25 protein-coding genes are annotated in these 25,555 nt (G+C 45.8%); 1 reads left to right on the top strand and 24 read right to left on the bottom strand.

The genetic code is table 11. The features are described 5' to 3' along the window. Positions 1–52: 52 nt before the first annotated feature. The 15 genes from ffh to OC538_RS00780 all read right to left on the bottom strand — a co-directional run bounded on the left by ffh (position 53) and on the right by OC538_RS00780 (position 17,097). Positions 53–1,408 (bottom strand): signal recognition particle protein, encoded by a 1,356-nt coding sequence (ffh, locus tag OC538_RS00850; protein ID WP_251694839.1) that lies wholly within the window; start codon positions 1,406–1,408, stop codon positions 53–55. A gap of 11 nt (positions 1,409–1,419) precedes the next feature. Next, positions 1,420–1,752 (bottom strand): putative DNA-binding protein, encoded by a 333-nt coding sequence (locus tag OC538_RS00845; protein ID WP_251694840.1) that lies wholly within the window; start codon positions 1,750–1,752, stop codon positions 1,420–1,422. Positions 1,753–1,846: 94 nt separating this feature from the next. Then, positions 1,847–2,836 carry a signal recognition particle-docking protein FtsY gene (gene ftsY / locus OC538_RS00840; RefSeq protein ID WP_251694841.1) on the bottom strand — a complete coding sequence of 330 codons (990 nt, stop codon included), beginning with the start codon at positions 2,834–2,836 and terminating at the stop codon, positions 1,847–1,849. 34 nt (positions 2,837–2,870) lie between these two features. Beyond that, the gene (gene smc / locus OC538_RS00835; protein WP_262172897.1) at positions 2,871–6,428 is read right to left on the bottom strand and encodes a chromosome segregation protein SMC; all 3,558 of its coding nucleotides are present in this window, start codon (positions 6,426–6,428) and stop codon (positions 2,871–2,873) included. A gap of 2 nt (positions 6,429–6,430) precedes the next feature. Next, entirely contained in the window at positions 6,431–7,198 is a 768-nt protein-coding gene (gene rnc / locus OC538_RS00830; protein WP_251694843.1) for a ribonuclease III, read from the bottom strand. Positions 7,199–7,419: 221 nt separating this feature from the next. After that, positions 7,420–7,656 carry an acyl carrier protein gene (locus OC538_RS00825; RefSeq protein ID WP_251695299.1) on the bottom strand — a complete coding sequence of 79 codons (237 nt, stop codon included), beginning with the start codon at positions 7,654–7,656 and terminating at the stop codon, positions 7,420–7,422. Between the two features lie 269 nt (positions 7,657–7,925). Then, positions 7,926–8,672, bottom strand: coding sequence for a 3-oxoacyl-[acyl-carrier-protein] reductase (gene fabG, locus OC538_RS00820; protein WP_251694844.1), 747 nt, complete (start codon positions 8,670–8,672; stop codon positions 7,926–7,928). Further along, positions 8,672–9,607 (bottom strand): ACP S-malonyltransferase, encoded by a 936-nt coding sequence (gene fabD / locus OC538_RS00815; protein WP_251694845.1) that lies wholly within the window; start codon positions 9,605–9,607, stop codon positions 8,672–8,674. Before fabD ends, fabG begins: the two co-directional genes overlap by 1 nt. Then, positions 9,604–10,596 (bottom strand): phosphate acyltransferase PlsX, encoded by a 993-nt coding sequence (gene plsX, locus OC538_RS00810; protein ID WP_251694846.1) that lies wholly within the window; start codon positions 10,594–10,596, stop codon positions 9,604–9,606. The genes fabD and plsX overlap by 4 nt, the downstream gene beginning before the upstream one ends. Then, positions 10,596–11,177, bottom strand: coding sequence for a transcription factor FapR (gene fapR, locus OC538_RS00805; RefSeq protein WP_251694847.1), 582 nt, complete (start codon positions 11,175–11,177; stop codon positions 10,596–10,598). The genes plsX and fapR overlap by 1 nt, the downstream gene beginning before the upstream one ends. A gap of 150 nt (positions 11,178–11,327) precedes the next feature. Beyond that, entirely contained in the window at positions 11,328–13,376 is a 2,049-nt protein-coding gene (gene recG / locus OC538_RS00800; protein WP_262172893.1) for an ATP-dependent DNA helicase RecG, read from the bottom strand. After that, positions 13,357–14,265 (bottom strand): L-serine ammonia-lyase, iron-sulfur-dependent, subunit alpha, encoded by a 909-nt coding sequence (sdaAA, locus tag OC538_RS00795; protein WP_262172892.1) that lies wholly within the window; start codon positions 14,263–14,265, stop codon positions 13,357–13,359. The genes recG and sdaAA overlap by 20 nt, the downstream gene beginning before the upstream one ends. 14 nt (positions 14,266–14,279) lie before the next feature. Next, the gene (sdaAB, locus tag OC538_RS00790; protein WP_251694850.1) at positions 14,280–14,942 is read right to left on the bottom strand and encodes an L-serine ammonia-lyase, iron-sulfur-dependent subunit beta; all 663 of its coding nucleotides are present in this window, start codon (positions 14,940–14,942) and stop codon (positions 14,280–14,282) included. A 115-nt stretch (positions 14,943–15,057) separates the two neighbouring features. Further along, complete coding sequence (locus OC538_RS00785) at positions 15,058–16,716, bottom strand: DAK2 domain-containing protein (RefSeq protein ID WP_262172891.1); 1,659 nt, start codon at positions 16,714–16,716, stop codon at positions 15,058–15,060. A 21-nt stretch (positions 16,717–16,737) separates the two neighbouring features. Further along, on the bottom strand, positions 16,738–17,097 hold the full coding sequence (locus OC538_RS00780) for an Asp23/Gls24 family envelope stress response protein (protein WP_251627161.1): 360 nt from the start codon (positions 17,095–17,097) through the stop codon (positions 16,738–16,740). Between the two features lie 207 nt (positions 17,098–17,304). Between OC538_RS00780 and rpmB the strand changes: the two genes are divergently transcribed. Next, on the top strand, positions 17,305–17,493 hold the full coding sequence (gene rpmB / locus OC538_RS00775; RefSeq protein ID WP_251623931.1) for a 50S ribosomal protein L28: 189 nt from the start codon (positions 17,305–17,307) through the stop codon (positions 17,491–17,493). A 62-nt stretch (positions 17,494–17,555) separates the two neighbouring features. Here rpmB and spoVM read toward each other — a convergent pair whose 3' ends face one another. The 9 genes from spoVM to def all read right to left on the bottom strand — a co-directional run bounded on the left by spoVM (position 17,556) and on the right by def (position 25,531). After that, positions 17,556–17,705, bottom strand: a complete 150-nt coding sequence (gene spoVM / locus OC538_RS00770) for a stage V sporulation protein SpoVM (RefSeq protein WP_262172890.1) — start codon at positions 17,703–17,705, stop codon at positions 17,556–17,558. Between the two features lie 13 nt (positions 17,706–17,718). Then, positions 17,719–18,372 (bottom strand): thiamine diphosphokinase, encoded by a 654-nt coding sequence (locus OC538_RS00765; protein ID WP_251695300.1) that lies wholly within the window; start codon positions 18,370–18,372, stop codon positions 17,719–17,721. Then, complete coding sequence (rpe, locus tag OC538_RS00760) at positions 18,372–19,037, bottom strand: ribulose-phosphate 3-epimerase (protein WP_251694852.1); 666 nt, start codon at positions 19,035–19,037, stop codon at positions 18,372–18,374. Before rpe ends, OC538_RS00765 begins: the two co-directional genes overlap by 1 nt. Before the next feature lie 2 nt (positions 19,038–19,039). Continuing rightward, the gene (rsgA, locus tag OC538_RS00755) at positions 19,040–19,924 is read right to left on the bottom strand and encodes a ribosome small subunit-dependent GTPase A (RefSeq protein ID WP_251694853.1); all 885 of its coding nucleotides are present in this window, start codon (positions 19,922–19,924) and stop codon (positions 19,040–19,042) included. A gap of 14 nt (positions 19,925–19,938) precedes the next feature. After that, on the bottom strand, positions 19,939–21,912 hold the full coding sequence (pknB, locus tag OC538_RS00750; protein ID WP_262172886.1) for a Stk1 family PASTA domain-containing Ser/Thr kinase: 1,974 nt from the start codon (positions 21,910–21,912) through the stop codon (positions 19,939–19,941). Next, positions 21,909–22,667 carry a Stp1/IreP family PP2C-type Ser/Thr phosphatase gene (locus OC538_RS00745; protein WP_285847009.1) on the bottom strand — a complete coding sequence of 253 codons (759 nt, stop codon included), beginning with the start codon at positions 22,665–22,667 and terminating at the stop codon, positions 21,909–21,911. Before OC538_RS00745 ends, pknB begins: the two co-directional genes overlap by 4 nt. Before the next feature lie 76 nt (positions 22,668–22,743). Then, positions 22,744–24,099, bottom strand: a complete 1,356-nt coding sequence (rsmB, locus tag OC538_RS00740; protein WP_262172884.1) for a 16S rRNA (cytosine(967)-C(5))-methyltransferase RsmB — start codon at positions 24,097–24,099, stop codon at positions 22,744–22,746. Beyond that, positions 24,096–25,037, bottom strand: a complete 942-nt coding sequence (gene fmt, locus OC538_RS00735; RefSeq protein ID WP_251694857.1) for a methionyl-tRNA formyltransferase — start codon at positions 25,035–25,037, stop codon at positions 24,096–24,098. The genes rsmB and fmt overlap by 4 nt, the downstream gene beginning before the upstream one ends. Then, a complete protein-coding gene (gene def, locus OC538_RS00730) occupies positions 25,034–25,531 on the bottom strand; it encodes a peptide deformylase (RefSeq protein ID WP_251694858.1) in 498 nt (165 codons plus the stop codon). Before def ends, fmt begins: the two co-directional genes overlap by 4 nt. Positions 25,532–25,555: the final 24 nt, after the last annotated feature.

Below are 25,555 nucleotides of genomic sequence, written 5' to 3'. Positions count from 1 at the left end.
TTGTAAAGTGTTTTTTCTTAACACCTTAAAATTACGCTGAAGTTCAGCATTTTCACCTGAATAAAGAGTCGAATCCAGGCATTTTCATCTTCTTTTTACCCTTTTGTTGCATGTTGGTCATCTGCTTGACCATCTTCTTCATATCTTCAAATTGCTTTAGGAGTCGGTTCACTTCCTGTATTGAAGTACCGGAACCCTTCGCAATCCTCTTACGTCTGCTCGCATTGATAATTTCAGGTGTCGTGCGTTCTGCTGTTGTCATCGATCGGATGACCGCTTCGACGCGGCCCATCTGACTCTCGTCAACTTGAGCGTTTTCAAGCCCTTTAATTTTATTCATACCAGGCATCATCTTCAAGATTTCATCCAAAGGGCCCATCTTTTTCACTTGCTGAAGTTGATCCAAAAAGTCGTCGAGCGTGAATGTTTGCGTACGGAATTTCTGTTCAAGCTCTTTCGCCTTTTCTTCGTCGACATTTTCCTGCGCTTTTTCGATAAGTGACATGACATCGCCCATCCCTAAAATCCGGGAGGCCATACGTTCTGGATGGAACGGCTCCAAGGCATCCATCTTTTCACCCATACCGACGAACTTGATCGGCTTTTGAGTAACAGAGCGGATAGATAATGCAGCACCGCCTCGTGTGTCACCGTCCAGTTTCGTCAAAACGACTCCTGTTATACCGATCGCTTCGTCAAATGACTTTGCTACATTGACGGCATCCTGTCCCGTCATTGCATCCACTACAAGGAATACTTCATCTGGCTTGCTTAATTCCCTGATATCCTTCAATTCCTGCATTAGATTTTCATCGACATGCAAACGTCCCGCCGTATCGATGATGACGACGTCGTGATGTTCCTTTTCCGCTTCTGCAATCGCTTGGCGTGCAATTTCAACCGGGGAGACATCCGTGCCCAACGAAAAGACAGGCAACGTCAATTGTTTTCCGAGCGTCTCCAATTGCTGGATTGCTGCCGGACGATACACGTCTGCTGCCACCAGTAACGGCTTTTTATTATGGCGTTTACGAAGGACTGTCGCGAGCTTTCCTGTCGTAGTCGTTTTCCCCGCCCCTTGCAAGCCGACCATCATAATGACAGTTGGTGCTTTCCTTGCGAATTGGATCGGATTCTGCTCTCCGCCCATCAAGTTCGTCAATTCGTCCTTGACAATTTTCACGACTTGTTGGCCGGGTGTCAGGCTCTTCATGACGTCCTGGCCGACAGCCCGCTCACTGACCGTCTTGACGAATTCTTTTACGACCTTCAAGTTGACGTCTGCTTCAATAAGCGCAAATCGCACTTCGCGCATCATTTCCTTGACGTCGACTTCACTAATCTTACCTTTGCCCTTTATTTTCTGAAGCGTCCCTTGCAGGCGCTGGGCCAAACCTTCAAATGCCATGCATAGACCCCCTATTCATGATCTTTCAATGTGTTCAACAGCATCCGTACTTCCTTGGATGCATCATCATTCCCGAGCACAAGCTGTTCAAGCCTCTCGATGATCTCCATCCGGTTCCGGAACTTGGAGAAAAGTTTCAATTTTTCTTCGTAGTCTTCCAGCATCGCTTCTGTTCTTCGGACATTGTCGTAGACAGCTTGTCTCGACACTCCGTATTCTTCGGCAATTTCACCGAGTGACAGGTCGTCGAGGTAATAGAGTTGCATGTAAATCCGTTGTTTTTCGGTCAACAGTGTCTGATAGAAGTCATAGAGGAAGTTGACGCGTGTCGTTTTTTCAAGCATAGCGCTTCGCCCCCTCTGCTAATCTTAGTATGCCGGAATTGAACTGTCAAGTAAATTTACTTGATGCAAAAGGAGAGCGCTTAGCTAAAACGCCTTATTCTTCAGCTTCTTTTTCAAGTCCATCTGCAAAGAGTCCATATACGTATTTTTCCGGATCGAATGGTTGCAGGTCATCCATACCTTCTCCAAGACCAACAAATTTTACCGGGATATTAAGTTTATTGCGGATCGCTAAAACAATTCCGCCTTTAGCAGTCCCGTCAAGCTTCGTAAGGACGATACCAGTGACATTCGTCGCCTCTTTGAACGTCTGCGCCTGGATTAAGGCATTTTGGCCCGTCGTAGCGTCAAGTGCAAGAAGGACTTCATGCGGGGCCCCTTCAATTTCCTTGCCGATTACACGGTGGACTTTCTCGAGTTCATTCATCAAGTTCACTTTGTTTTGCAATCTGCCAGCAGTATCGCAGATCAATACATCCACCTTTCGGCTTTTCGCAGCGTGAATCGCGTCATACATGACTGCAGCGGGATCTGAGCCTTCCGACTGTCTGATTACTTCGACGCCGACACGCTCGCCCCAAACGACTAGCTGATCGATCGCTCCTGCTCGGAATGTATCTCCGGCCGCAAGCATGACGGTCTTTCCTTCTTCTTTGAGACGTGCTGCAAGCTTCCCAATTGTCGTCGTCTTTCCTACCCCGTTGACACCTACCATCAAAATGACAGTCAAATCCTCTTGCATATTCAGATCGGTGTCCAGTTCCTCACCAGCCTTATATATTTCCACGAGTTTTTCGGAAATGACCGATTGGATTCCTTCTGTGTTTTTGATGTTTTTCCTTTGAACTTCCCATCGTAATTGATCGACAAGTTCCATGACCGTTTCGACGCCTACATCCGCCTGCAATAGCAGTTCCTCGAGTTCTTCGAAAAACTCTTCATCGACTTCACGGAAACGTGCTACAAGGTCATTCACTTTAGAGGTGAATGAATTCCTGGTCTTTGAAAGACCGTCCTTGAATTTCTCAGTTACCGTTTCATTAGTGCCTGTAATTTTCTCTTTCAGTTTCTTAAAAAAAGTCAATCCGACTCTCTCCTTTTCCTATTCCTGTCAATGATTATCCCAACACTTCAGCGGGAACTTCGGAGAGCTTCACGGAAATCAGCTTCGATACTCCCGATTCCTGCATTGTAATTCCATACAAAACATCGGCCCCTTCCATCGTCCCTTTCCGATGGGTGATGACGATGAATTGGGTGTCGTCCGAAAACTTCTTTAAATATTTACTGTAACGGATGACATTCGCTTCGTCGAGCGCCGCTTCGACTTCATCCAAAATGCAGAATGGTACCGGCCGCACTTCGATGATTGAAAACAGCAATGTAATCGCCGTGAGCGCCCTCTCACCGCCGGATAACAGGCTCAAGTTCTGCAACTTTTTGCCTGGAGGCCTTGCGACGATTTCAACCCCCGTTTCCAGCAAGTTGTCAGGCTGTGTAAGGATCAAATCCGCATCCCCGCCGCCGAACATTTCTTTAAAGACGACATGGAATCGATTTCTTACCGCATTGAATGTCGTACCGAATCGCATTTCCATTTCACGGTCCATTTCGGACATCGCTTCATTGAGTGTGCTTTTCGCTTCCAGTAAATCGTTCCGTTGTTCAGTTAAAAATGCATGGCGCTCAGACACTTCTTTGAATTCCTGGATTGCACTCGGATTGACGGAACCGAGCGACTCGATTTCGCTCTTTAATTCGTCGACCCTACTTCTTGTTGCTTCCACATCAAAATCGCTTCCTGCTTCGAAATCAGGATAAAGTCCATATTCATCCAAAAGGCGATCTGTGATGGATTCGTATTTCACTTCAAGACGTGAAACGGCAACATTGATTTCATTTAGAGAAGAAACTGCCTTCCCTTCATCGAGGCGAATACATTTTAATGATTCCGCCTGTTTTTCTAGGGCAGATGCAATTTGACTCCTACTGTTTCGTTCATCAGACAGGGATTGTTCAATCGTGGATTTCTCCGTCGCGGATCTATCTATATGAGCCGCGATTTCCTCCGGCGTTAGATCGATGCCCAATTCATGTTCGGTGTAAATATCCCGATCGACTTCCAGGGCAGACATTTTCTGCTCTAGTTGACTCAGTGTTTGCTCCATATCCGAAATTGTTGTCTGTTGGTGCCCTTTCTGTTCCCGTAGGATGGCCGCCTGCTCACGAAGCTCACTATTTTTGGTCATCAATGCCGCTTCCTCGTTCCGTCGATTCGCAGCCAACCGCTCCAGTGTTTCAACTTCTTTTTGAGTGGAATCCAGTGAGGATCTGATCCATTCATGCCGTTCGAGCAATGCCTTTTTCCTGTTCGAAAGTTCCGCGCCCACGTTTTCCGAGCCGGCGATCCCTCTTTCGGCTAATGAGATTTCAGATTCGATCGCCCTGATTTCCAAATCCAGTTCACGTAGAGCTGATTCTTTTGAAACCAATTCCTGCCTTACAGAATCCCGTAGTTGACGATATTTTTCCGTGTCATGCATATGCTGGGCGACGGACATTTTCGAATCACCGATTTTGCTGTTTGCAATCTCGATGGAAGCAGTCATTTTTGAAAGTTGTGCACTTAACGTCTCCAACTCCGCTTTTCTTGAAAATACGGTCGACTGCCCTTTCGCTCCACCCCCGGTAAGGGAACCACCGGCATTCACGACATCTCCGTCAAGTGTTACTATGCGGAATTTATATGCTAGCATCTTGGCAATTGCGGAAGCTCCGACCAGCGTTTTTGCAACGATAGTCATGCCAAGAAGATTTTCAGTGATGATTGAAAAGGCGGAATCTGTCTTCACAAGCTGATCGGCCGTTCCGATAAACTCCGGATGTTGTTGCACAATACGGAGTGACGCAATTGGAAGTTTCCTAGATTTAATAACGTCACGTGGCAAAAACGTCGCACGACCGGCATTTCTCTGTTTCAAATAGCCGATCGCATTCCGAGCTTCTGATTCCGTAGATGTGACGATATGCTGCATCGCGCCGCTCAAAGCTGTTTCAATCGCTTTAATATGGGGGTCATCCACAGTAATGAGTTCTGCAACAGCCCCATCGACACCACGCAACTTGCCTTCTTTTGCTGCTATGAGTACGGCTCTGACACCTGAATAGAATCCTGAAAAATCTGCTTCCAAACTTTGTAGCGCACGCAATCGTCCTTGCATTTCGGACTGCTTGTTCGTCGCATTTTGCATGAATTGCTGCTGGATTCCCAGTTCTTCTTCAGCCTCGCGGTAGAGTTTTTCGGATTTTACAAATGCCGACTCCGCTTTCTCCTTTTTTTCCTGCAAGGAAGAAAGCTCGGCAGTTTGGATAGACCTTTTTCCGTACAACTCTTGGAGCTTGCTCTTTAACATGGAAGTTTGTTCCGATATACGGACTGTCGAAGTCTTTTCTCCTTGCATCCGTTCCTCAATATGCTTTAAATCATTCCGGATCGTCGCTTCTTCGTTCAGCATTTCAATATAGGATGACTTCAGTTCATCAATTTCCTCTTCGGTCTCTTTTGCCGACCTTTTCAGGATTTGGGCAATTTCATTCATTTCCGAATTAATTTTGTCCAAGGAAGATCCTGTAATGGTCAATTTCTCTCTTGCTGCCGCTAATTTGACAACAAGATCTTCTTTACCCTTTTTCGCATCAGCCAACTCTTGTCGAATCCTATTTAGCTGTTGCTCCGAATTTTTCTGCTTTTCAAGCGATAATAGCCGGCGACCTTCCCACTTTTCAGCTTCAGCACTAATTTCCACCAACTGCTTTTGGAGCGATTCAATATTTTGATCGGATTGCGCTAAACGAATCTTGTACACATTTGATTCTTGTTCTACTTTGGCGATTTCTGCCACCAATTGTTCGCGGTGCAACCTTTTTTCTTCGATCAGCTCAGTTTTCGCAATGATTTCATCACGTAATTTCGCTCCATCAAAATTCAGAAGACGGACATCGGCTTCCCTGATTTCTGTAGAAAGTACCTGATGTCTTTCTGCTGCTTCCGCGTTCTTTTCAAGCGGACCGATTCTTGAATCTAGTTCTTTGAGGATATCGAGGACACGATCCAAATTGTCCTCCGTTTCGAAAAGCTTATGTTCCGCCTTCCTTTTGCGTGTTTTATATTTCAACACACCTGCGGCCTCATCGAAAATACTTCTCCTATCCTCCGGCCGACTGTTCAGGATTTCGTCGACACGCCCTTGGGATATAATTGAGAATGCTTCCTTTCCTAACCCAGAATCCATGAAGACATCATTAATATCCTTCAAACGGCATTGTTGCCCGTTTAATAAGTAATTGCTTTCTCCCGAACGGAAGACCCGGCGGCTGACGCTTATTTCCGTGTAATCGAGCGGGAATAACCCGTTCGTGTTATCCAGGATCAGTGTCACTTCCGCAAAATTCAGCGGCTTGCGGGAATCGCTGCCTGCGAATATCACATCCTCCATCTTTGCACCGCGAAGGGATTTGGCGGACTGTTCACCGAGCACCCATCGGATTGCATCGGTTATATTACTTTTCCCACTGCCGTTAGGTCCTACAATGGCTGTTACGCCTGGGACGAAATCGATTCCGATCCTATCGGCAAATGATTTGAATCCAATAATTTCAACTCTTTTTAGAAACACAATCAGTTCTCCCCTTCGGCCTCATTTCCTTTTAATACTTGGATGGCTTGACGGGCCGCTTCCTGCTCGGCTTCTTTTTTCGATCTTCCGATTCCGGTACCAAGTTCACGATTTTCCAATCTTACGACGGTGACAAACTTTTTCGCATGCGCAGGACCCTTCTCTTCGACAATTTCATAATTCAAGCTGCCACTGTTCGTCTGTTGTACGATTTCCTGCAAGCGGCTTTTATAATCCATCACATGCGAAAAAGCACCGTCCCCGATTTTCGGGAATACAACCTTTTCAAGAAATTTGGTGACAGGTTCCATTCCCTGATCCAAAAACAACGCGCCGATATACGCTTCAAATACGTCTGCAAGTAATGCCGGACGCAATCTCCCGCCGGTCTGCTCCTCGCCTTTGCCAAGCAAGATGAAATCACCGAAGTGCAGTTCATTCGAAAACTTGACGAGTGATGGCTCACATACAATGGCTGCCCGCAGTTTCGTCAACTCGCCTTCGCTCATATTCGGTTCAGTCGCGTATAGGAATCGAGAAACACCGAGCTCCAGAACGGCATCTCCAAGGAATTCAAGCCTTTCATTATCCGTGAAATTTTTCCGACGGTGTTCGTTGACGTAGGACGAATGGGTGAATGCATTATAAAGAAGCGTTTCGTCTTTAAAATGGATGTCTAGGCGCCCTTGCAAGTCTTCAAATTTCTTTCGTACCTCGCTTTGAAGTGGAGCTGTTGGATATTTACTTTTTACATTCCGTTTGTTAGTCATCAAGATTCTGCCTTTCACTTCGTAGTCCATTTAATTTTACATTGTTCACGTCGTACATGCAAAACCGAAAAGAGATACTTTCATCCTTTTCAAGTCGCAAGAAAGGTTGAAAGCATCTCATTGGAAGTGCATCATATAGTGATGCACACATTTTTTCGGATATCTAATCAATTATGCCTCGGCGTAATTGCGTCGAGATATTGAATTGCGCTTAGATAAAATTAGTTCACTTTTTCTTCGATATATTTCACTGCATCGCCTACAGTTCCGATTTTTTCTGCATCATCATCGGAAATTTCCATATCGAATTCATCTTCTAATTCCATAACTAGCTCAACGACATCCAAAGAGTCTGCGCCGAGATCGTCTTTGAAAGAAGCTTCAGGTTTTACTTCGCTTTCATCGACACCAAGTCGGTCGACAACCACTTTCGTTACACGTTCAAGTACTGACACTATAGTCACCTCCTCTCAATGAAAATTCAACAAGAAGTCGCTCTACGTTACAGGCGGACGCTTTCCAATCGAACCACGAAGAGTTCGATTTGCCGTATTTCTGCGCTTTTTGCAGAAATTAAGGCAGGGGCTCCCCCAGGAAAAGCCGTAACGAAGAACGGCTTTTGCGAACAAAAGCGAAGCGTTGAGAGCACATCTTTGCACTTCGCCGCCTTCCACTACAAGCAACGGAATTTCCAGGCAAAATTCATTAGTTAGACCTATACAGGTGATTACATCACCATACCGCCATCAACATTGATGGTTTGTCCGGTAATATAGTTTGCATCGTCGGATAGTAGGAACGCTACTGCGCCTGCGACATCTTCAGCTGATCCTAGCTTACCCAAAGGAATGGAGCCCAACATTTGTGCTTTAACTTCCTCTGGAAGAGCTTCAGTCATATCTGTTGTAATGAAACCTGGTGCAACTGCGTTCACAGTGATATTCCTCGTAGCAAGCTCTCTCGCAGTCGTCTTCGTTAAGCCTATCACACCGGCTTTTGCAGCGACATAATTTGCTTGTCCCGGATTACCGATGACGCCTACAATCGATGCAAGGTTGACGATCTTTCCTGCACGTTGCTTCATCATTTGACGTGTCACAGCTTTCGTACAGAGGAACACGCCTTTTAGATTGATGTTGATAACATCATCCCATTCGTCTTCCTTCATGCGCATCAACAAATTATCACGCGTAATTCCTGCATTATTTACGAGCATATCAATAGAACCAAACGTTTTCAATGTCTCATCGATCATTTGTTTCACTTGTTCGGCATCCGAAACGTTTGCTTGGATGGCAAAAGCATCTCCGCCGGATTGTTTGATCAATTCAACGACTTCTTCCGCTTTTTCTTTGCTGCCACTATAGTTGACCGCTACACGAGCGCCTTCTTTTCCTAGCAAAATTGCAATCTCGCGTCCAATTCCTCTTGAAGCGCCTGTAACGATCGCCGATTTTCTTTCAAATCTACCCATTATTCCCACCCTTTCGCTGCATCAATGACTGCTTGCATTGTCTCTTTGTCATAGACAGGAAGCACTGTAACAGATCTATCTATTTTCTTAACAAGGCCGCTGAGCACTTTTCCAGGGCCGCATTCAATGAAATGTGTAACACCAAGGTTGATCAATTTTCGAACGGAGTCTTCCCATCTAACCGGGGAATATAATTGTTCCACAAGGAGTTGCTTGATTTCCTCACGATCTGAAACCGTTTCCGCATTCACATTAGCGATGACAGGTATCAATGCGTCTTTCATTGCAACTTCATCCAACGCTTTTTTCAGACGATCCGCTGCAGGTTTCATAAGGGATGAGTGGAATGGTCCGCTCACATCCAAGGGAATCGCTCTTTTCGCTCCCGCTTCCTTAAGCTCGATACAAGCTTTTTCGACGCCTGCTTTCGTTCCCGATATGACAATTTGTCCAGGACAATTCAAATTGGCCGGTTGGACCGAATCGCCATTAGCTGTAATGGCATCCGTCACTTCTTGCAGCTTTTCGCTATCCAGTCCTAAAATGGCGGCCATCGCCCCTTCTCCGGCAGGAACCGCATCGTTCATGAATAGTCCACGCTTATGGACAACCGACACACCGTCCTCAAATGAAAGGACGCCTGAAGCGACGAGGGCAGTATACTCACCAAGACTATGTCCAGCTGTATAGTCAGGTGTAATTCCTTCCTCAACAAGCCTTGAAGCAATCATAGCGCCGACTGTCAACAATGCGGGCTGCGCATTATATGTCAATGTCAGTTCCTCTTGGGGGCCTTCTGTAATCAAACGGCTTAAGCCGAACTGCAATACTTCATCAGCCTGTTCTAGGAAACTCCCGCCACTATTGAATAGTTCTGCTCCCATTCCGACAGACTGTGAGCCTTGTCCCGGGAAAATAAACGCTATTTTCGTCATTCCGCATCCACCTTTCCAACTGTCTCTCTAATTGTTCCGCACACATCGAATTCGACCATTGTCCTCGCTTGTCTAATCGCATTTAAAATTGCATTGGCATTTGAGGAGCCATGTGCCTTGATGACTGGGGAATTCAACCCGAATAAACCCGCTCCGCCATACTCGGTGTAATCCATTTTCTTTTTTAAACCACGGAGGTCATCTTTCACCAATGCCGCTGACAGCTTGGACTTTAAAGAGGCTCCATATACTTCTTTTAGCATTGAAAAGAAACCCGCTGCAGTCCCTTCAATCGTCTTCAACACCATATTCCCTGTAAATCCATCCGTTACAATGACATCTGCCGCACCGCTTAAAATGTCCCTCGATTCGACGTTGCCGATAAAATGAATGGGCGCTTCTGTGAGAAGTTCGTATGCCGCTTTCGTCAGTTCGTTCCCTTTGCCTTCTTCAGTGCCGATATTCAAAAGTCCGACGCGGGGCTTTTGAATGCCGCGCACTTTTTCCGCATAAATGCTGCCCATGATCGCATATTGCTGCAAATGAGTAGGCTTTGCGTCAGAATTTGCGCCGACATCCAAGAAGACGAAACCTTGTCCATCGATTGTCGGTAAGGTTGGCGATAGCGCCGGGCGATCGATGCCTTCAATCCGTCCTACGATAAATAACCCGGCTGCCATTAGCGCTCCTGTATTCCCGGCAGATACGCACGCATCGGCTTTGCCGTCTTTTACAGCCTGCGCCATCCTTACCATGGAGGCATCCTTCTTCCTTCTGATTGCACGGACCGGCTCATCGTCCGCCTCGATTCTTTCTGTACAATGAATCACTTTCAAGCGTCCATGTTCTTTCAAATATGGTGCCATCTCTTCTTCATTTCCATAAATATGTATATGTATATCTTCAAATTCCGATAGGCTCAGAAGCGCGCCTTCAATAATTTCACCTGGTGCATGATCTCCGCCCATTCCATCCAATGCAATGATCATCATATTTCCCTCCTGCTGTGGTCCGTAGTTTGATACATCTGGAATTCACCGGTGAAAACCGTCTCGTTTTCGACAGTGGAGATGACATCGACAAAAGTTCTTTTATCATTTGAACGCTCTTTATCAACGATGGCACGTGCAATGACCCGATCACCTGATTTGACGGGCTTCAGGAAATGGAGGTTCGATGTGACAGTCAAAGCAAGATCATCATCGAGAACAGCAACTGCCAATGAATTTGCCTGTGCGAATAAATGGTGGCCACGAGTGATTCCACTTCTTCGGAAGACATGATCGTCCGTTACATCAAATATGGAAACAGCCCTCTTGTCCAACTCGATATCTATGATGTCACCAATCACCTCATCGGATTGGAGAGACTTCACTTCTGCATCCATTGTTCGCGCAGCAACGGTTTTCAGTCGTTCACGCAACTCTGGAATTCCACATTCCAATCGATCCAATCGTATCGTCTGAACGCTTACGTTAAATTGTTTGGATAACTCTTCGTCTGTCAGAAAAGGATTTTGTTCGAGGCTCATTTCAAGCTGGCGCTGCCTCTCCCTTTTTGGCACTCTCACTCGATTCACCCTTCCGGATTAGCACTTGGTACTAATACCAGTATATTATCATAGTTCCTCATTGATTTCTACAAAACATTGGATGAAATAAAAACAAACAACAGGCAAAGAAAAAAACTCAATTTCTTGACCTGTTGTTCAATTATGTTTTCAGTCCATACGTTCTTGTGAAAGCGCGCCTGATTGCTCCAAGTCTTCTCTTAGGAATTTATATTCCGGGTCAGTCCAGAAATCATCCGATGCCAGCATCTTCTCAGCATCTTGACGCGCAGTTTCCAACGCACGGTAGTCATGCACCAGATCAGCCATCTTGAATTCAGGCATTCCGCTTTGCTTCTTGCCGAAGAAGTCTCCTGCTCCTCTAAGCTCAAGGTCCTTTTCGGCTAATAGGAACCCGTCATTCGTCTCTGTCATGGACTGCATCCGTTCTTTCCCTTCCTCGTTCTTCGGATCAGCAAGAAGGACGCAATACGATTGGTCCGCCCCCCTGCCGACCCTCCCCCTTAATTGGTGGAGTTGGGCAAGACCGAAACGGGTGGCATCATAAATAAGCATAAAAGTGGCGTTAGGGACATTCACGCCTACTTCTACGACGGTTGTCGAAACGAGGCAATCAATTTTCCCCTCACTGAATTCCCTCATGATCGCATCTTTCTCATCGGAATGAAGTCTCCCGTGCATGAGGCCGACTGTGTACCGCCCGGCAAAATGGTGGGTGAGCTGGCCATGGACATCTACGGCATTCTGCACATCGATCTTATCTGATTCCTCAATGAGCGGACAAATGACATATGCTTGTCTGCCGGCTTGCAACTCCTTCTCCATCTTCCGTAACACAGGCAATAAAGATTCCTCTTTCAACCAGTATGTTTCAATTTTTTTCCGTCCTGCTGGCATTTCGTCTAAGATCGAGACATCCATTTCCCCGAAGGCAGTGATGGCCAGTGTACGTGGGATCGGTGTCGCCGTCATGAAAAGGACGTCGGGATTAAGTCCTTTCTCCCTTAACACACGCCGTTGTTCCACACCGAAACGATGCTGTTCATCCGTTATGACGAGTCCCAGTTTTGCGAAACCGACATCCGGCTGGATCAATGCGTGCGTCCCGATCAGCAGATCGATTTCTCCGCTTTGCAATTTCTCAATGATGATCCTTCTCGCTTTCCCTTTCGTGGATCCGGAGAGAAAGGCGACATTCACTCCAAACGGCTCAAGCCATGATGAAAGGGAATCGGCATGCTGTTCCGCAAGAATTTCCGTCGGTGCCATAAGCGCACCTTGAAACCCACCAGTAATCGCCGCAAATAGGGCAATAGCAGCTACGACCGTCTTTCCGGAACCTACATCCCCTTGCAGCAGACGATTCATCCTCATCGGGCTTTTCAATTCGGCACATAGCTCATTGACAACCTTTTTTTGTGCATTCGTCAGCTCGAAAGGCAATGAAGCAATGAACTCCTTGATACGATCCAGATCATAATGAATCGGAGTTCCTTTTTCGGTTTCTTTACGGATTTTTTTCATACCGATCATTTTCAATTGAAATTTCAAGAGTTCCTCATAGACAAAGCGTCTACGTGCCTGTTTCACGTCATTCGGCGATTTTGGAAAATGCACCATTTCAAGTGCTTCTCCGACCGACGGCAACAAATAAGCTTCCCGCAATGAATACGGAAGAACTTCGGCAATTTCACCGCTGCACAAATCTAGTGCCTGTCTCATATATTTGCGGAACGTCTTTTGGTGCATGACGTTTTTCAAACTATAGACAGGTTCAAAATCAGCTTGATCTGTTTTCGGCCCCTGACTGAAGTTGCTCACATTGATCACTTGCCTGCCACGATCCCATTTGCCTGTCACCGTAACGATCATTCCGATTGAAATTCGGTCTTTCAAGTAATGTTGATTGAAGAAAACCGCTTTAACGAGATGGTTTCCGGCCAGCAACCGTAATTGGAGTCGTGATTTATTTCTCCCCAAAAAAAGAACGGAAGGCTCACTTTCGACCCTTCCTTCAATGGTGACCCGTTCATTATGCGGCGTTTCAGCTAAATTTTTCAATCTGAAGTCTTCATGGCGGTACGGAAATGTATTGATTAACTCTTCAATCGTTTCAATGCCAAGTTTTTGAAGTTGTTCTGCAGATGCCTTGCCGACGCCTTTTAGCGTTGTGACAGAGTCAAGAATTGACGGCGTCACGAGACGTTTTGTCCTTTCCGAAAATCTCGGCTTCGAGCGCCTTTCCAGTAGGAGTGGCAGCTAAGCCCCCTTTTGCGGTTTCCCTTAACGCGGAAGGCATTGACTGTCCGATTCTATGCATCGCTTCAATCACTTCATCAGTCGGAATCCTGCTTACTACTCCTGCAAGAGCCATATCCGCTCCGACAAGGGCTTTTGCAGCTCCCATTGCATTACGCTTCACACATGGTACTTCTACTAGACCCGCCACCGGATCGCACACAAGTCCGAGCATGTTTTTCATGACGATTGAAAAAGCCTCTGCACTTTGCTGAGGAGTTCCTCCAGCCATTTCAACGATCGCAGCGGCAGCCATCGAAGCGGCTGATCCAGTTTCCGCTTGACATCCTCCTGCTGCTCCAGAGATGGATGCATTATTTGCCACGACAAAGCCGAAAGCGCCTGATGTAAATAAGTAATTCACCATCTGCTCTCTCGTTGGGTTCAATTTGTCTTTCACTGCGAAAAGCGTTCCTGGTACAATTCCGGCAGCCCCTGCAGTTGGAGTTGCACAGATCATTCCCATTGCTGCGTTTACTTCGTTTGTCGCAACCGCTTTACTGACAGCATCCAAAATAAGGTCCCCTGAAAGCGATTTCCCGGACTTAATATAGTTTTGAATAAGGACTGCATCGCCGCCTGTCAAACCGGAAGTCGATTTTACGCCTTGCAACCCTTGCTCGACAGCGCTTTCCATGACGGAAAGATTATTTTCCATTTGAGCGACAATCTCTTCACGTGAACGTCTTGTCATTTGCATTTCCTGTTCAATCATAATTTCCGAAATCGACTTATTTTGTGCTTCCGCGAGTGCTACTAATTCTTTTACAGTACCGAATAGAACTTCCATTGCTATTTCCCTCCTCAGTTCGCCAATGTTGAAACTTGCGTAACATTCGGCAACGATTTCAATTCATTTATGAGTGTTTCATCAAACATCTGGTCGACTTCGATAACCATCAGAGCCATTTTCCCTTTTTCCTTCCGGCCAACTTCCATATGCGCAATGTTCATGCCTTGCGAAGCGATAGCGTTGGAAACATTTGCAATGACGCCCGAACGATCGTCGTGTACAACGAGGAGCGCCGGGAAATGACCCGATAAGCGAAGTGGAAAGCCATTCAACTCAGTGACTTCCATTGTACCGCCACCGATTGAAATCCCGACAAGCTCCATTTCGCCTTGACTGTCGCCAATAACAATTTTTGCCGTATTCGGATGATCGGCTTCTTCCTCTTCGGGAATGAACTCGAAAGTCATGCCGAGTGCTGCGGCATCTTCAAAAGCCGTTTTTATTCTTTCATCAAACGTGTCGTAATCCAGCAACCCCCCGATAATCGCAACGTCAGTCCCATGCCCTTTATAAGTTTCTGCAAAAGAACCATAGAGATGAATTTTCGCCCACTCCGGCTGACGTCCGAACAAATCCCGGGCTACTCGTCCAATTCGAGCTGCTCCAGCGGTGTGCGAAGATGAAGGCCCGATCATGACGGGACCAATAATTTCAAAGACAGATCTATATTTCATTTAAACTACCCCCTTATTGAGAAGCAAACACTCTCTTCATTTTACCGTAGATTTCAAGTAAAGACAAAATAGAAAATCGGCATGCCCCAAAAGGCATGCCGTCGTTTTTTCCGTATTATTCCACGGAAAGGATATAAGGATAAAGCGGTTGTTTCCCGTTGTACAATTCGACTTCTGTATGATCATACGTGGATTCCACGTATTCAGCAATTTCAGCAGCTTCTTGCTCAGTTACATCCTCTCCATAGATGATTGTTACGATTTCATCATCTTCATTGATGAGTGATTCAAGCAACGTCTTCATAACATCATCTAAAGAAGGATTGGAGATAACAATTTTACTGCCTGCAAGTCCCATAAAATCATCTTTTTTAATATCAATGCCATCTATGGATGTATCCCGGATCGAATAAGTGACTTGGCCAGTTTTCACGCCGGCCGCCGCTTTGGACATGCTCTTTTCATTATCAGCCACTTCGGCTTCAGGATTGAATGCGAGAATTGCCGCCAGCCCTTCCGGAACGGATTTCGTTTCGACGACAGCTGCTTCGATGCCAATCACTTCTGCTGCCTGCTTTGCCGCCATGATGATATTTTTATTGTTCGGCAAAATGATGACCCGCTCCGCACCAACGTCTTTGATAGCCTTGACGATATCTTCGGTTGATGGATTCATCGTCTGTCCGCCTTCAATGACAGCAGAAGCTCCGATGCTCTTCAACAAGTCGGCAATTCCTGTCCCCATTGCCACTGTTACAATTGCGTATGGATGAGAAGCTGTCTCCGCCTTTTTAGTCGAATGGCTTTCCCCGACAATATCAATATGCTGCTGACGCATGTTTTCGATTTTAATATTAATGAGCGAACCGTATTGCTGTGCATAATTCAATGCATCTCCCGGCTCTTCAGTGTGAATATGTACTTTCGCAATCTCCTCATCTGAAATGACAAGCAATGAATCACCGAACTTGCTCAGGTCCTGGCGGAAATCGCCTTCCACGAAAGGATGCTTCTTCACTTTTTCATCCTCGAATTTCACCATGAATTCTGTACAATAGCCGTAAACAATATCTTCAGTGTTCATGAATCCTTGTACTCCACGATGATGCTCGGCGTTGACTAGATCCTCCATCAGATCCATATTCGTCCGCTCAGGAAGCTCTTCCCCTTTCAGACATGCCAAAAAGCCTTCATATACATAAACAAGGCCTTGTCCGCCACTATCGACGACACCAACTTCCTTCAAAACCGGAAGTAGATCTGGAGTCCGTTTCAAAGAAGCTTTCGATTCTTCAACGATTGCCTCCATCACTTTAATGATGTCTGTAGTCGACTTCGCCACTTCAACACCTTTGTTCGCTGCATCTTTGGCAACAGTAAGAATCGTACCTTCAACAGGCTTCATGACTGCTTTATATGCCGTCTGCACTCCATATTCCAGTGAATTTGCGAACTTCTTGCTATCCAGCTTCTCTTCCTCTTCCACAGCCTTGCCAAAACCACGGAACAATTGGGATAGGATGACCCCGGAGTTCCCGCGTGCTCCCATCAATAGGCCTTTAGACAATGCTTGGGCGGTCTTGCCCAGATGCGCAGAAACATTCGCTTCCGTTTCCTTTGCCCCGGACGTCATGGATAAATTCATATTTGTCCCTGTGTCCCCGTCAGGAACAGGAAACACGTTAAGTGAATCGACATAGTCTGCATTCTGATGAAGGTGATGCGCACCCATCCTCACCATGTCGGCAAATTTCACACCATCAATAAAATTCATTGAAATGTTTTCCTCCTTCTATCAGTTCGTCACCCGAACTCCTTGAACAAATATATTCACTGAATCCACTGTTAACGATAAGGTCTTTTTCAATGTATACATCACTTTGGATTGCACTTGGTATGCGACCTCAGAGATTTTTGTTCCATATCCGATAATGACATACATATCGATATGTGTTTCGTCTCCGATATTTCTAACAATGACTCCTTTTGCATAGTTCTCTTTTCCAAGGATGTCTGTAAGTCCATCCCGGATCTGATGACGCGAAGCCATGCCGACAATTCCGTAGCATTCGATTGCCGCCTCTCCCACCACTTGGGCAATGACGTCATTCGTAATATCTATCGTACCGTAATCGTTTTTCATCTCGATTGACATGAAAGCTTCCCCTCCTGCATCCATAATAACTACCCCCATTGTACTATACACGATAACAATATAAAAGCGTAGTAACTGTTGTAAAGGATTTTCACTTGAAAGCATCAGTAAAAAAGGTTGCATGCCCTTATTTCCTGTGATAAAGTATTATGGTATGCGAATTAGATAGTGAATCGCTTAATCAATATTAGCGAGGAGGTCATAAAAATGGCTAAAGAATGTGTAGTTACTGGCCGCAAAGCACGTACGGGGAATGCCCGTTCACACGCAATGAATGCCAACAGACGTACTTGGGGAGCTAATCTTCAAAAAGTCCGTATTCTTGTAAACGGTAAACCGAAACGTGTTTGGGTATCTGCGAGAGCGCTCAAATCAGGTAAAGTGCAAAGAGTATAATATCTTTATCCGCGTTCCGATTACTATAAGACAAAAAGAAATAAAACGCCAGGCCGATAAGTTCAGCCTGACGTTTTTTCTTTTTTCCGTTTTTTGTTTCGCTGGCTTGCAGTAGCTTGGGTTTTAACCTTATCTTCTTTTTGGAAGACGACCATGCATTTTCGTACAAAGCTACTTAGAAACTTCGGCATCGTAAAAGTATAAACTCGCAATTCCCTTCTCCTTTCAGGAATCTGAACTTCTTACCATTAAGCATATGCCCTGTCGGAATGAGATAGTACAAACTTCTGAAATTGGTTCATTGCTCGTGAATTTCGTCATGCCCATATCCATCCTTTCGTTAACCGTCTCATACTTGAAGCCGGTCAATGTCAGGCCTTCTACAGAACTGCCGAAGGGGAAAAATGAAATATAAGGGAACTGGGCAGCCCTTTTCACCCGATGGACTCCAGGACGAAGTAATGAAAGTTCATTATGAGCGTTGCGGATGCGGAATGAAACTTCTTTATGTTCCATCTGCATCCGAAGTAATAAATGCAATGCCGATTCGAAATGATCCAACCTGCCCCCAGTGACACCGGTCAAAATCACTTCTCCCGGACGATAGGAAATGGCGCGATCTACAGCCAGTTCCGTGTCCGTTTCGTCTTTTTCTGTCTGGAAGGGATAGACTCGTTCCACAGATTCTTTTATTCTGCTATACTCCTCTTCACTCACTGAATCAAAATCTCCGATTGCCTCTTCGGGAATAATCCCTTGATCCAGTAAATGAATTGCCCCGCGGTCTACGCCGATGAAAATTGTCCCTTCCGCCTCGTAAGCGGACAGGTCGGGCAACTCCCCGGTTGGCCCGCCTGCACAGATGATAATCCTATTCATCAATTCAGTACGCTTTCCCCAGCGGCTTTAATCCTTTGCAGTGCTTCCGTACGATCTTCCGCATTATAAACGGCCGAGCCAGCGACAAATATATTGGCGCCCGCCTCAACGCAAGGGATGATCGTTTCCTCATTGATGCCGCCATCGATTTCGATATCGATTGACAATCCTCTTTCCTTGATCAGATCGGACAATTGCTTCACTTTCGGAAGTACGGAATGGATGAACTTCTGTCCCCCGAATCCCGGATTGACCGTCATGAATAATACCATGTCGATATCTTCAAGGATATGGACGATATGCTCTACCGGCGTATGCGGGTTCAGTACGACACCCGGCTTCACTCCGAAAGAACGGATCAGCTGAATGGTGCGATGCAAGTGTCGGCACGCTTCCACATGGACAGTAATATAATCCGCTCCCGCTTTCGCGAACTGTTCAATATATGCATCAGGGTTCTCAATCATGAGATGGACATCGAGCGGAAGATCCGTAACTGGCCGCAACGCTTCCACAACAATCGGTCCCATCGTAATGTTCGGAACGAAATGGCCATCCATTACATCAATATGAATCAGTTCAGCTCCAGCTTTCTCAACTTCTTTCACTTCATCTGCCAACTTCGAAAAGTCCGCAGCTAAAATGGACGGTGCAATTTTAATCATTTTCAATACCTCGGCTTTCGGTCAGTAATCTCTTGCAGAAATTGCAAATAATTAGAGTAGCGGGATTGAAGGATTTCCCCGGTCTCCACTTTCTGTTTAACTGCGCAGCCAGGCTCCTTCAAATGCAAGCATCCCCTGAATTTGCATTCATGCGCCACGTTTTCCATTTCAACGAAAGTATCACGTAATTCCTCTTTCTCGATATGATCAAAATCAAGGGAGCTGAAGCCTGGCGTGTCAGCGACGAGCCCGCCAGCAACTTCCAAAAGTTCTACATGGCGCGTTGTATGTTTGCCTCTGCCAAGTGCTTCCGAAATCACTCCAGTCTTCAAAGAAAGCTCAGGAATCAACGTGTTGAGCAATGTTGATTTTCCGACGCCGGACTGACCGGCAAGAACCGTTGTTTTTCCATCCAAGAATGGTTCAAGCAAGAGGAATAGGTCTGGATCTCCGATAAAAGTAACGATGACATCGTAGCCGATACCGCGGTAGTACGCAGCTGCAGTTTCCGCTTGACGTAGATCCCCTTCCCCTGCGACGTCTTTCTTGGTCAGACAGATAACCGGTTTTATGCCGACTGATTCGATGACAGCAAGGAACCGATCTAATAGATGGAAACTGAAATCCGGTTCCACGATCGAAAATACGAGCAACGCCTGGTCAACGTTTGCAATCGGCGGTCTGACCAGCTCATTTTCCCGTTCATGAACTTCAGTGATGGTTGCATCATTATCACCTTCACGGACAATCGTGACAAAGTCTCCGACAAGGGGTGATATACCCCTAATTTTAAAGACCCCACGGCCTTTGCACTGGATAAGATCTCCGTCCTTTACCTTGACATAATAAAAACCGCTTATCGCTTTTCTAATTTGTCCTTCCGGCATCCAATCCCTCTTTCTCATTCGGCATCATTATAATTAATCGATTTTTCTGCAATAATTTCCGAATCTCTACGGACCTGATAATGGCCGCTTTGGCCTTCTTCCAATGTGAGTGTAATCTCTCTCTGCACATCTTCCGTTATCGTAAATTCAGCAACTGGTTCCGTCATGGAATGTTTGCTGTCCTGAATATAGATTTTGATCGTTTGCGGTTCAGGGTCTTTGTCTTCCTCATCGTCTTCAACATTCGATGGTTCATATGGAATCGTAACCTTGTACACAACATACTTAACCGGGGCCTTCGCCTTGCCTTTTGAAAGGACTACGTCAACTGTCGCACCTTTTTCAAGTTCGGCGTTCGCTGAAGGTTTTTGTGAAATGACATGACCTTCCTTCACACTATCAGATTCTATCCTATTAACGATTCGAACATTGAAGCCGGACGTATCAGCATAATCCTTCAATTTACTCTCAGAATAATTCGATAGATCAGCCAGTGTTTTCATTTCTTTCCCTAAACTGACTGTAAACACAATTTCAGTTTCTTCCGGAACTACTTTCTCGCCGGCTTCAGGCGACTGCTTCAGGATTTGTCCTTTTGGTGCATCACTGTGAACCCATTCTGGTCGAATATTACTAAATCCTCTACTATTTAGGAATTCAACAATTTCTTCATATTCCCTATCAACATAATTGGTCAGTTCTGTCGTTTCCTTGCCGATACTAACGTATAGGGTGACCGCTGATCCAATCTCTCGTTTTTTATTAGCCTCCGGATCTGTCCCGAAAACTTGTCCAGCTGGATATTCATCCGAATAATCCTCAACCTTATCTTCAACCACAAACCCATTTTCCTCAAGCGACGAAATCGCTTCCGCTTCCTCCAATCCCACCACCTCTGGTATCAAGGCAGTTTTCGGACCGAATAAGGTCGGCCAAAAATAAATCAGGAGGACTGCAATCGCCAATAGCAAAGCGGATAAGCCAACGATGATCGGCCACTTCTTCCGTTTCTTCTTCTGCTGCTGTTGCGGGGCAGGATCAGAACCAGGAACAGGACTGATGATTTTGGTCTTTTCTGAGTGGTCCGCTTTTGATGTGTCTGTAATGATAGGAATGACACGCGTCCGGTCATCATCGTAAGGGATGGTGAATTTCTCTTCATGCTGCCTCTCAGGTGATAAAACGGTGAGCAGGTCTTCATACATCTCATCCGCCGACTGGTATCTGTATGCAGCATTCTTCGCTGTCGCTTTTAAAATGACATTTTCGACACTTTGCGGAATGCCGGGAAATGAAAGTCTTACAGAAGGCGTCTCTTCCTGCAAATGTTTCAATGCGATTGCAACTGCAGTTTCCGCAGAAAAAGGCAGTTCACCTGTCAATAGTTCATAGAAGACAATCCCCAACGAATAAATATCCGACTTTTTCGTTGCCATTCCGCCCCTCGCCTGTTCGGGAGATAAATAATGGACAGTTCCGATAACAGAATTCGTTTTTGTATGTGACGTGGCGCTTAACGCCATTGCAATTCCGAAATCGGTTATTTTCACATTGCCTTCAGCGTCCATTAAAATATTCTGCGGTTTTATATCCCGATGGACAATCCCATTATGATGGGCATTGGCAATAGCCGAAACGAGCTGCCTCATGATTTTTACTGCTTGATGGACTTGCAAAGGACCATTCATTTGAATAAATTTCTTTAGTGTCTGGCCTTCAATATATTCCATAACGAGATAATGAAGTTCTTCATCCTCGCCAACGTCAAAAATATTGACGATATGCGGATGAGTCAAACTTGTGGCAGATAGGGCCTCCCGCTGGAATCTCTTTTTCAGATCCTGCTCATTTGCGAAATCATAGTTCAAGACTTTAATGGCAACATCGCGGTCCAAAATGATGTCATGTGCCAAATAGACTTTCGACATTCCGCCTTCTCCGATTCCTTTGAGCACTTCGTAACGGCCGCCGATTCGTTTGCCGATCATTGTGGGCTCACCTCCGATGTGGAAGGGCTTGCCAATATGACAGAAATATTGTCTTCTCCACCCAATTCGTTCGCCAACTCGACCAATTTAACTGCCTTGTCATGCAAATCTCCATGCGCAGTGACGATTGTATGAATCTGTTTATTGTCGAGCTTATTGCTTAAGCCATCCGTACATATCAACAAGTATGTCTGTCCGTCCAATTTGAGTTGATAGAAGTCGGGCATGATCGTTTTCTCGGATCCTATAGCTCTCATTATCCAATTTCTTTGGGGATGTTTTGCCGCTTCCTCTTCGGTAATTTCTCCGGAATCCAGCAATATATTTACGAAGGAATGATCCTTCGTAATTTGCAGAATCTCATTCCGATTTATCGTGTATACCCTGCTATCCCCGATGTGAGTGACAAGTCCTTTATTTCCGTATATGAGCACAGCATCTAATGTTGTTCCCATCCCTTTGTATTCATTGTCATTTTCTGCAATGTCGAATAGGGTGCGGTTTACATACATTACCGTCTCCTGAAGCCATTCTTTCCAATCATCCTCGTCCATAGTTGCAGCGCTATCCACTTTCACGAACTGTTCGCCAAGTATCCTTACCGCTGTCGAACTTGCATAGTCCCCGCCACGGTGGCCTCCCATGCCATCCGCGACAACCGCGAGCGTCGGCCCGTCCTGAATTGCAAAGACTGCTGCACTATCCTCATTCACTGTCCGCTTCTTACCAACGTCTGTCACTATTTCGAATCGCAACACTCGTCCCCCCTTTTTCAAAGACACTGATTTTCAATTTCCCCTTATTGATTTGCTAGAAGTCAGTCGTTGTTCTTTACTCCTTCTTTTTGTGAAAAGCAGCGACGAAAAAGCCATCGCTTCCAAAGTGCTGCGGCAACACTTGAAGAAGATTGTCTTTGATTGCCAATGAGTCAATGTCGGCAAGCGCATCGATCGAATACAAGGTCAGATCTGGATGTGTTTCCAGGAAACGGCGGACCATTCCTTCGTTTTCGTCGTACTCTATGGTGCATGTGCTATAAACGAGAATGCCGTCATCTTTTAGTAACCGGTAGGCAGTAGCAAGAAGCTGCTCCTGGATTTCTGTCAAACTTTTCAAGTCCTGCTCGGTTTTATTGTATTTTATCTCCGGCTTGCGACGGATGACTCCAAGACCGCTGCAAGGCGCATCGACAAGGATGCGGTCAAATGAGGCAGGTCCGTAAATGGACTCCAGTTCACGGCTATCCCCGCTTTTCGTTATGATGGATTGTATGCCGAGACGGTTAGCATTCGACTCAATTAAAGCAAGTTTATGTTCATGCAGATCATGTGCGTATATTTCTCCTATATCATTCATCTTTTCTGCAATGAATGTTGTCTTTCCGCCCGGAGCCGCGCACATGTCCAGCACTTTCATATCAGGCTTCACGTCAAGAGCCAGAACAGGCAACATGGAGCTTTCATCTTGGATTGTCAATAAACCTTCCGCGAATGCTGCTGTATTCGCTAAGCTCCCGCTAGATACTTGGATGCTCCCTGGAATCACTTCTCCCCTGGATGCTTCAATCCCTTCCTTAGCGAGCGCCGTAATCGCTTCTTCTACTGTCGCTTTCAATGAATTGACCCTCGCTGTCATGCGGGCTGGATGGTTGTTTTCATGAGCCATCGCCAAAGCTTCTTCTTTGCCGAACTGGTTAACCCACCGCTCAATCAACCATGCAGGATGACTTGTTTCAACTGACATCCTTTCGATATCATCTTGGATGTCCTCAATCGGGCGGACGCCTTTTCGTAATACGGAACGTAAAATGCCATTTACGGTTGCCGAGATGCCCTTATGCCCTCTTCTTTTGGCGATTTCCACCGCTTCATGAACGACTGCATGCGGAGGGATTTTCGTCAAATAGATTATTTGATAAATCGATAACCTCAGTAATTCCCGTACCCATGGATCTAGTTTCCCTTTGACGAAAGGCTCCAAGTAATAATCTAAGGTCAATCTGTGCTGTAAAGTGCCGTACGTCAGTTCAGTCAATAAACCCCTGTCCTTCGGATCGATATCATATTTCTTAATCGTCCTGTTGAGGAGAAGATTGCTGTAAGCCTGATTCTGATTTATTTCCATTAATATTGATAATGCCGCGTCGCGGACATTGCCGTTCCAAATCCTCTTTTTGGCATTTGTCATTCAAATTTATCCCCTTCATTCCATTTGGCACCTATGCCATTAAGGAACTCTTCCGCCGACAACCGTTTTTTCCCGGCAGGCTGCAATTCAGTGATGGCAATGGATGTTTCGTCGCCTGTTTTGACGATAAGCTTGTCCTTCAACAATTTTATTATCGTTCCAGGAAGGGCCTCAGCCGTAATATCGGATTTGTCTGCCGTCCAAATTTTAACGTTCTCTTCTTGAAATACGGAATAGGCACCCGGCCACGGATAGAGTCCGCGGATTTGGTTGAAAATAGCTGTGCCATCTTTGGACCAGTCGATTCTTTCCTGTTCACGGGTTATATTGCCTGCAAATGAAACATATTTTTCATCTTGGGGAATCCGTTCATTCGATCCGTCTATGATGGAAGGCAATGTATTTTTCAATAATTTTGTGCCTGCTACGGATAATTTCTCGAATAGGATGCCGGTATTATCTTCTTCGGTAATAGGTACAGTTATCTGTGAGATGATATCTCCCGCATCGAGCTTTTCAACCATATACATGATTGTTACTCCCGTTTCGGTCTCACCATCGATGACTGCTTGGTGGATCGGTGCGCCTCCCCGGTATTTCGGCAATAATGACGCATGGACATTGATGCAACCCAGTCGTGGGGCATCAAGTAGGGTTTTCGGCAGGATTTGTCCATATGCAGCGGTAACGATCAGATCCGGATTCATCTGGATAAGCTCCGCAAGTTCTTCGGATGTTCTCAGTTTTTCCGGTTGCAAGACCGGCAAGCCAAGTCGAAGAGCCTCTTCCTTTACAGGCGGAGGTGTTAATATCCTCTTTCTTCCGACAGGCCGATCGGGCTGGGTGACAACTGCAATGATGTCGTACCCTTCCTCGTGTAGCATTGTCAAGACAGGAACTGAAAAATCGGGAGTCCCCATGAATACGATTTTCGTCATTCGGTTTCAGCCTCCCCATCTACTTCTTCAAATTCCTCTGGGTCCACGATCCTTGTTATTTTTGAATCGAATAACACGCCATCCAAATGATCTATTTCATGCAGGATCGCCCGCGCTTCGTAGTCTTCCGCTTCCAGTTCGTACAAAGAACCGTCCCGTTCCTGTGCTTCTACACGAACGAAAAACGGTCGTTCCACTTCACCGTATAGACCCGGGAAGCTTAAGCAGCCCTCAACTTCTACGACAGACCCTCCGATTGCAGTGACGACAGGGTTGACCATTTCAATCACTTCGTCCCCTTCGCCCATATCGACGATGGCGACTCGGACCAATTCCCCTACTTGAGGAGCTGCGAGCCCTACACCATCTGCATCGATCATTGTGTCGTACATGTCATCGAGCAGCTTTGCCAATTTTTCATCAAATTTCTCCACTTCCTTACAACGCTGCGTCAGCATTGTTGAAGGGCTTTTAACGATTTCAAGTATTGCCAATTCTATTCCTCTTTTCCAACTCGT

The organism is Saccharococcus sp. Marseille-Q5394, from assembly GCF_946901335.1.
In the GTDB taxonomy this organism is placed as follows: Bacteria; Bacillota; Bacilli; order Bacillales_A; family Planococcaceae; genus Sporosarcina; species Sporosarcina luteola_C.
This window is presented reverse-complemented; position numbering and strand designations above follow the sequence as displayed.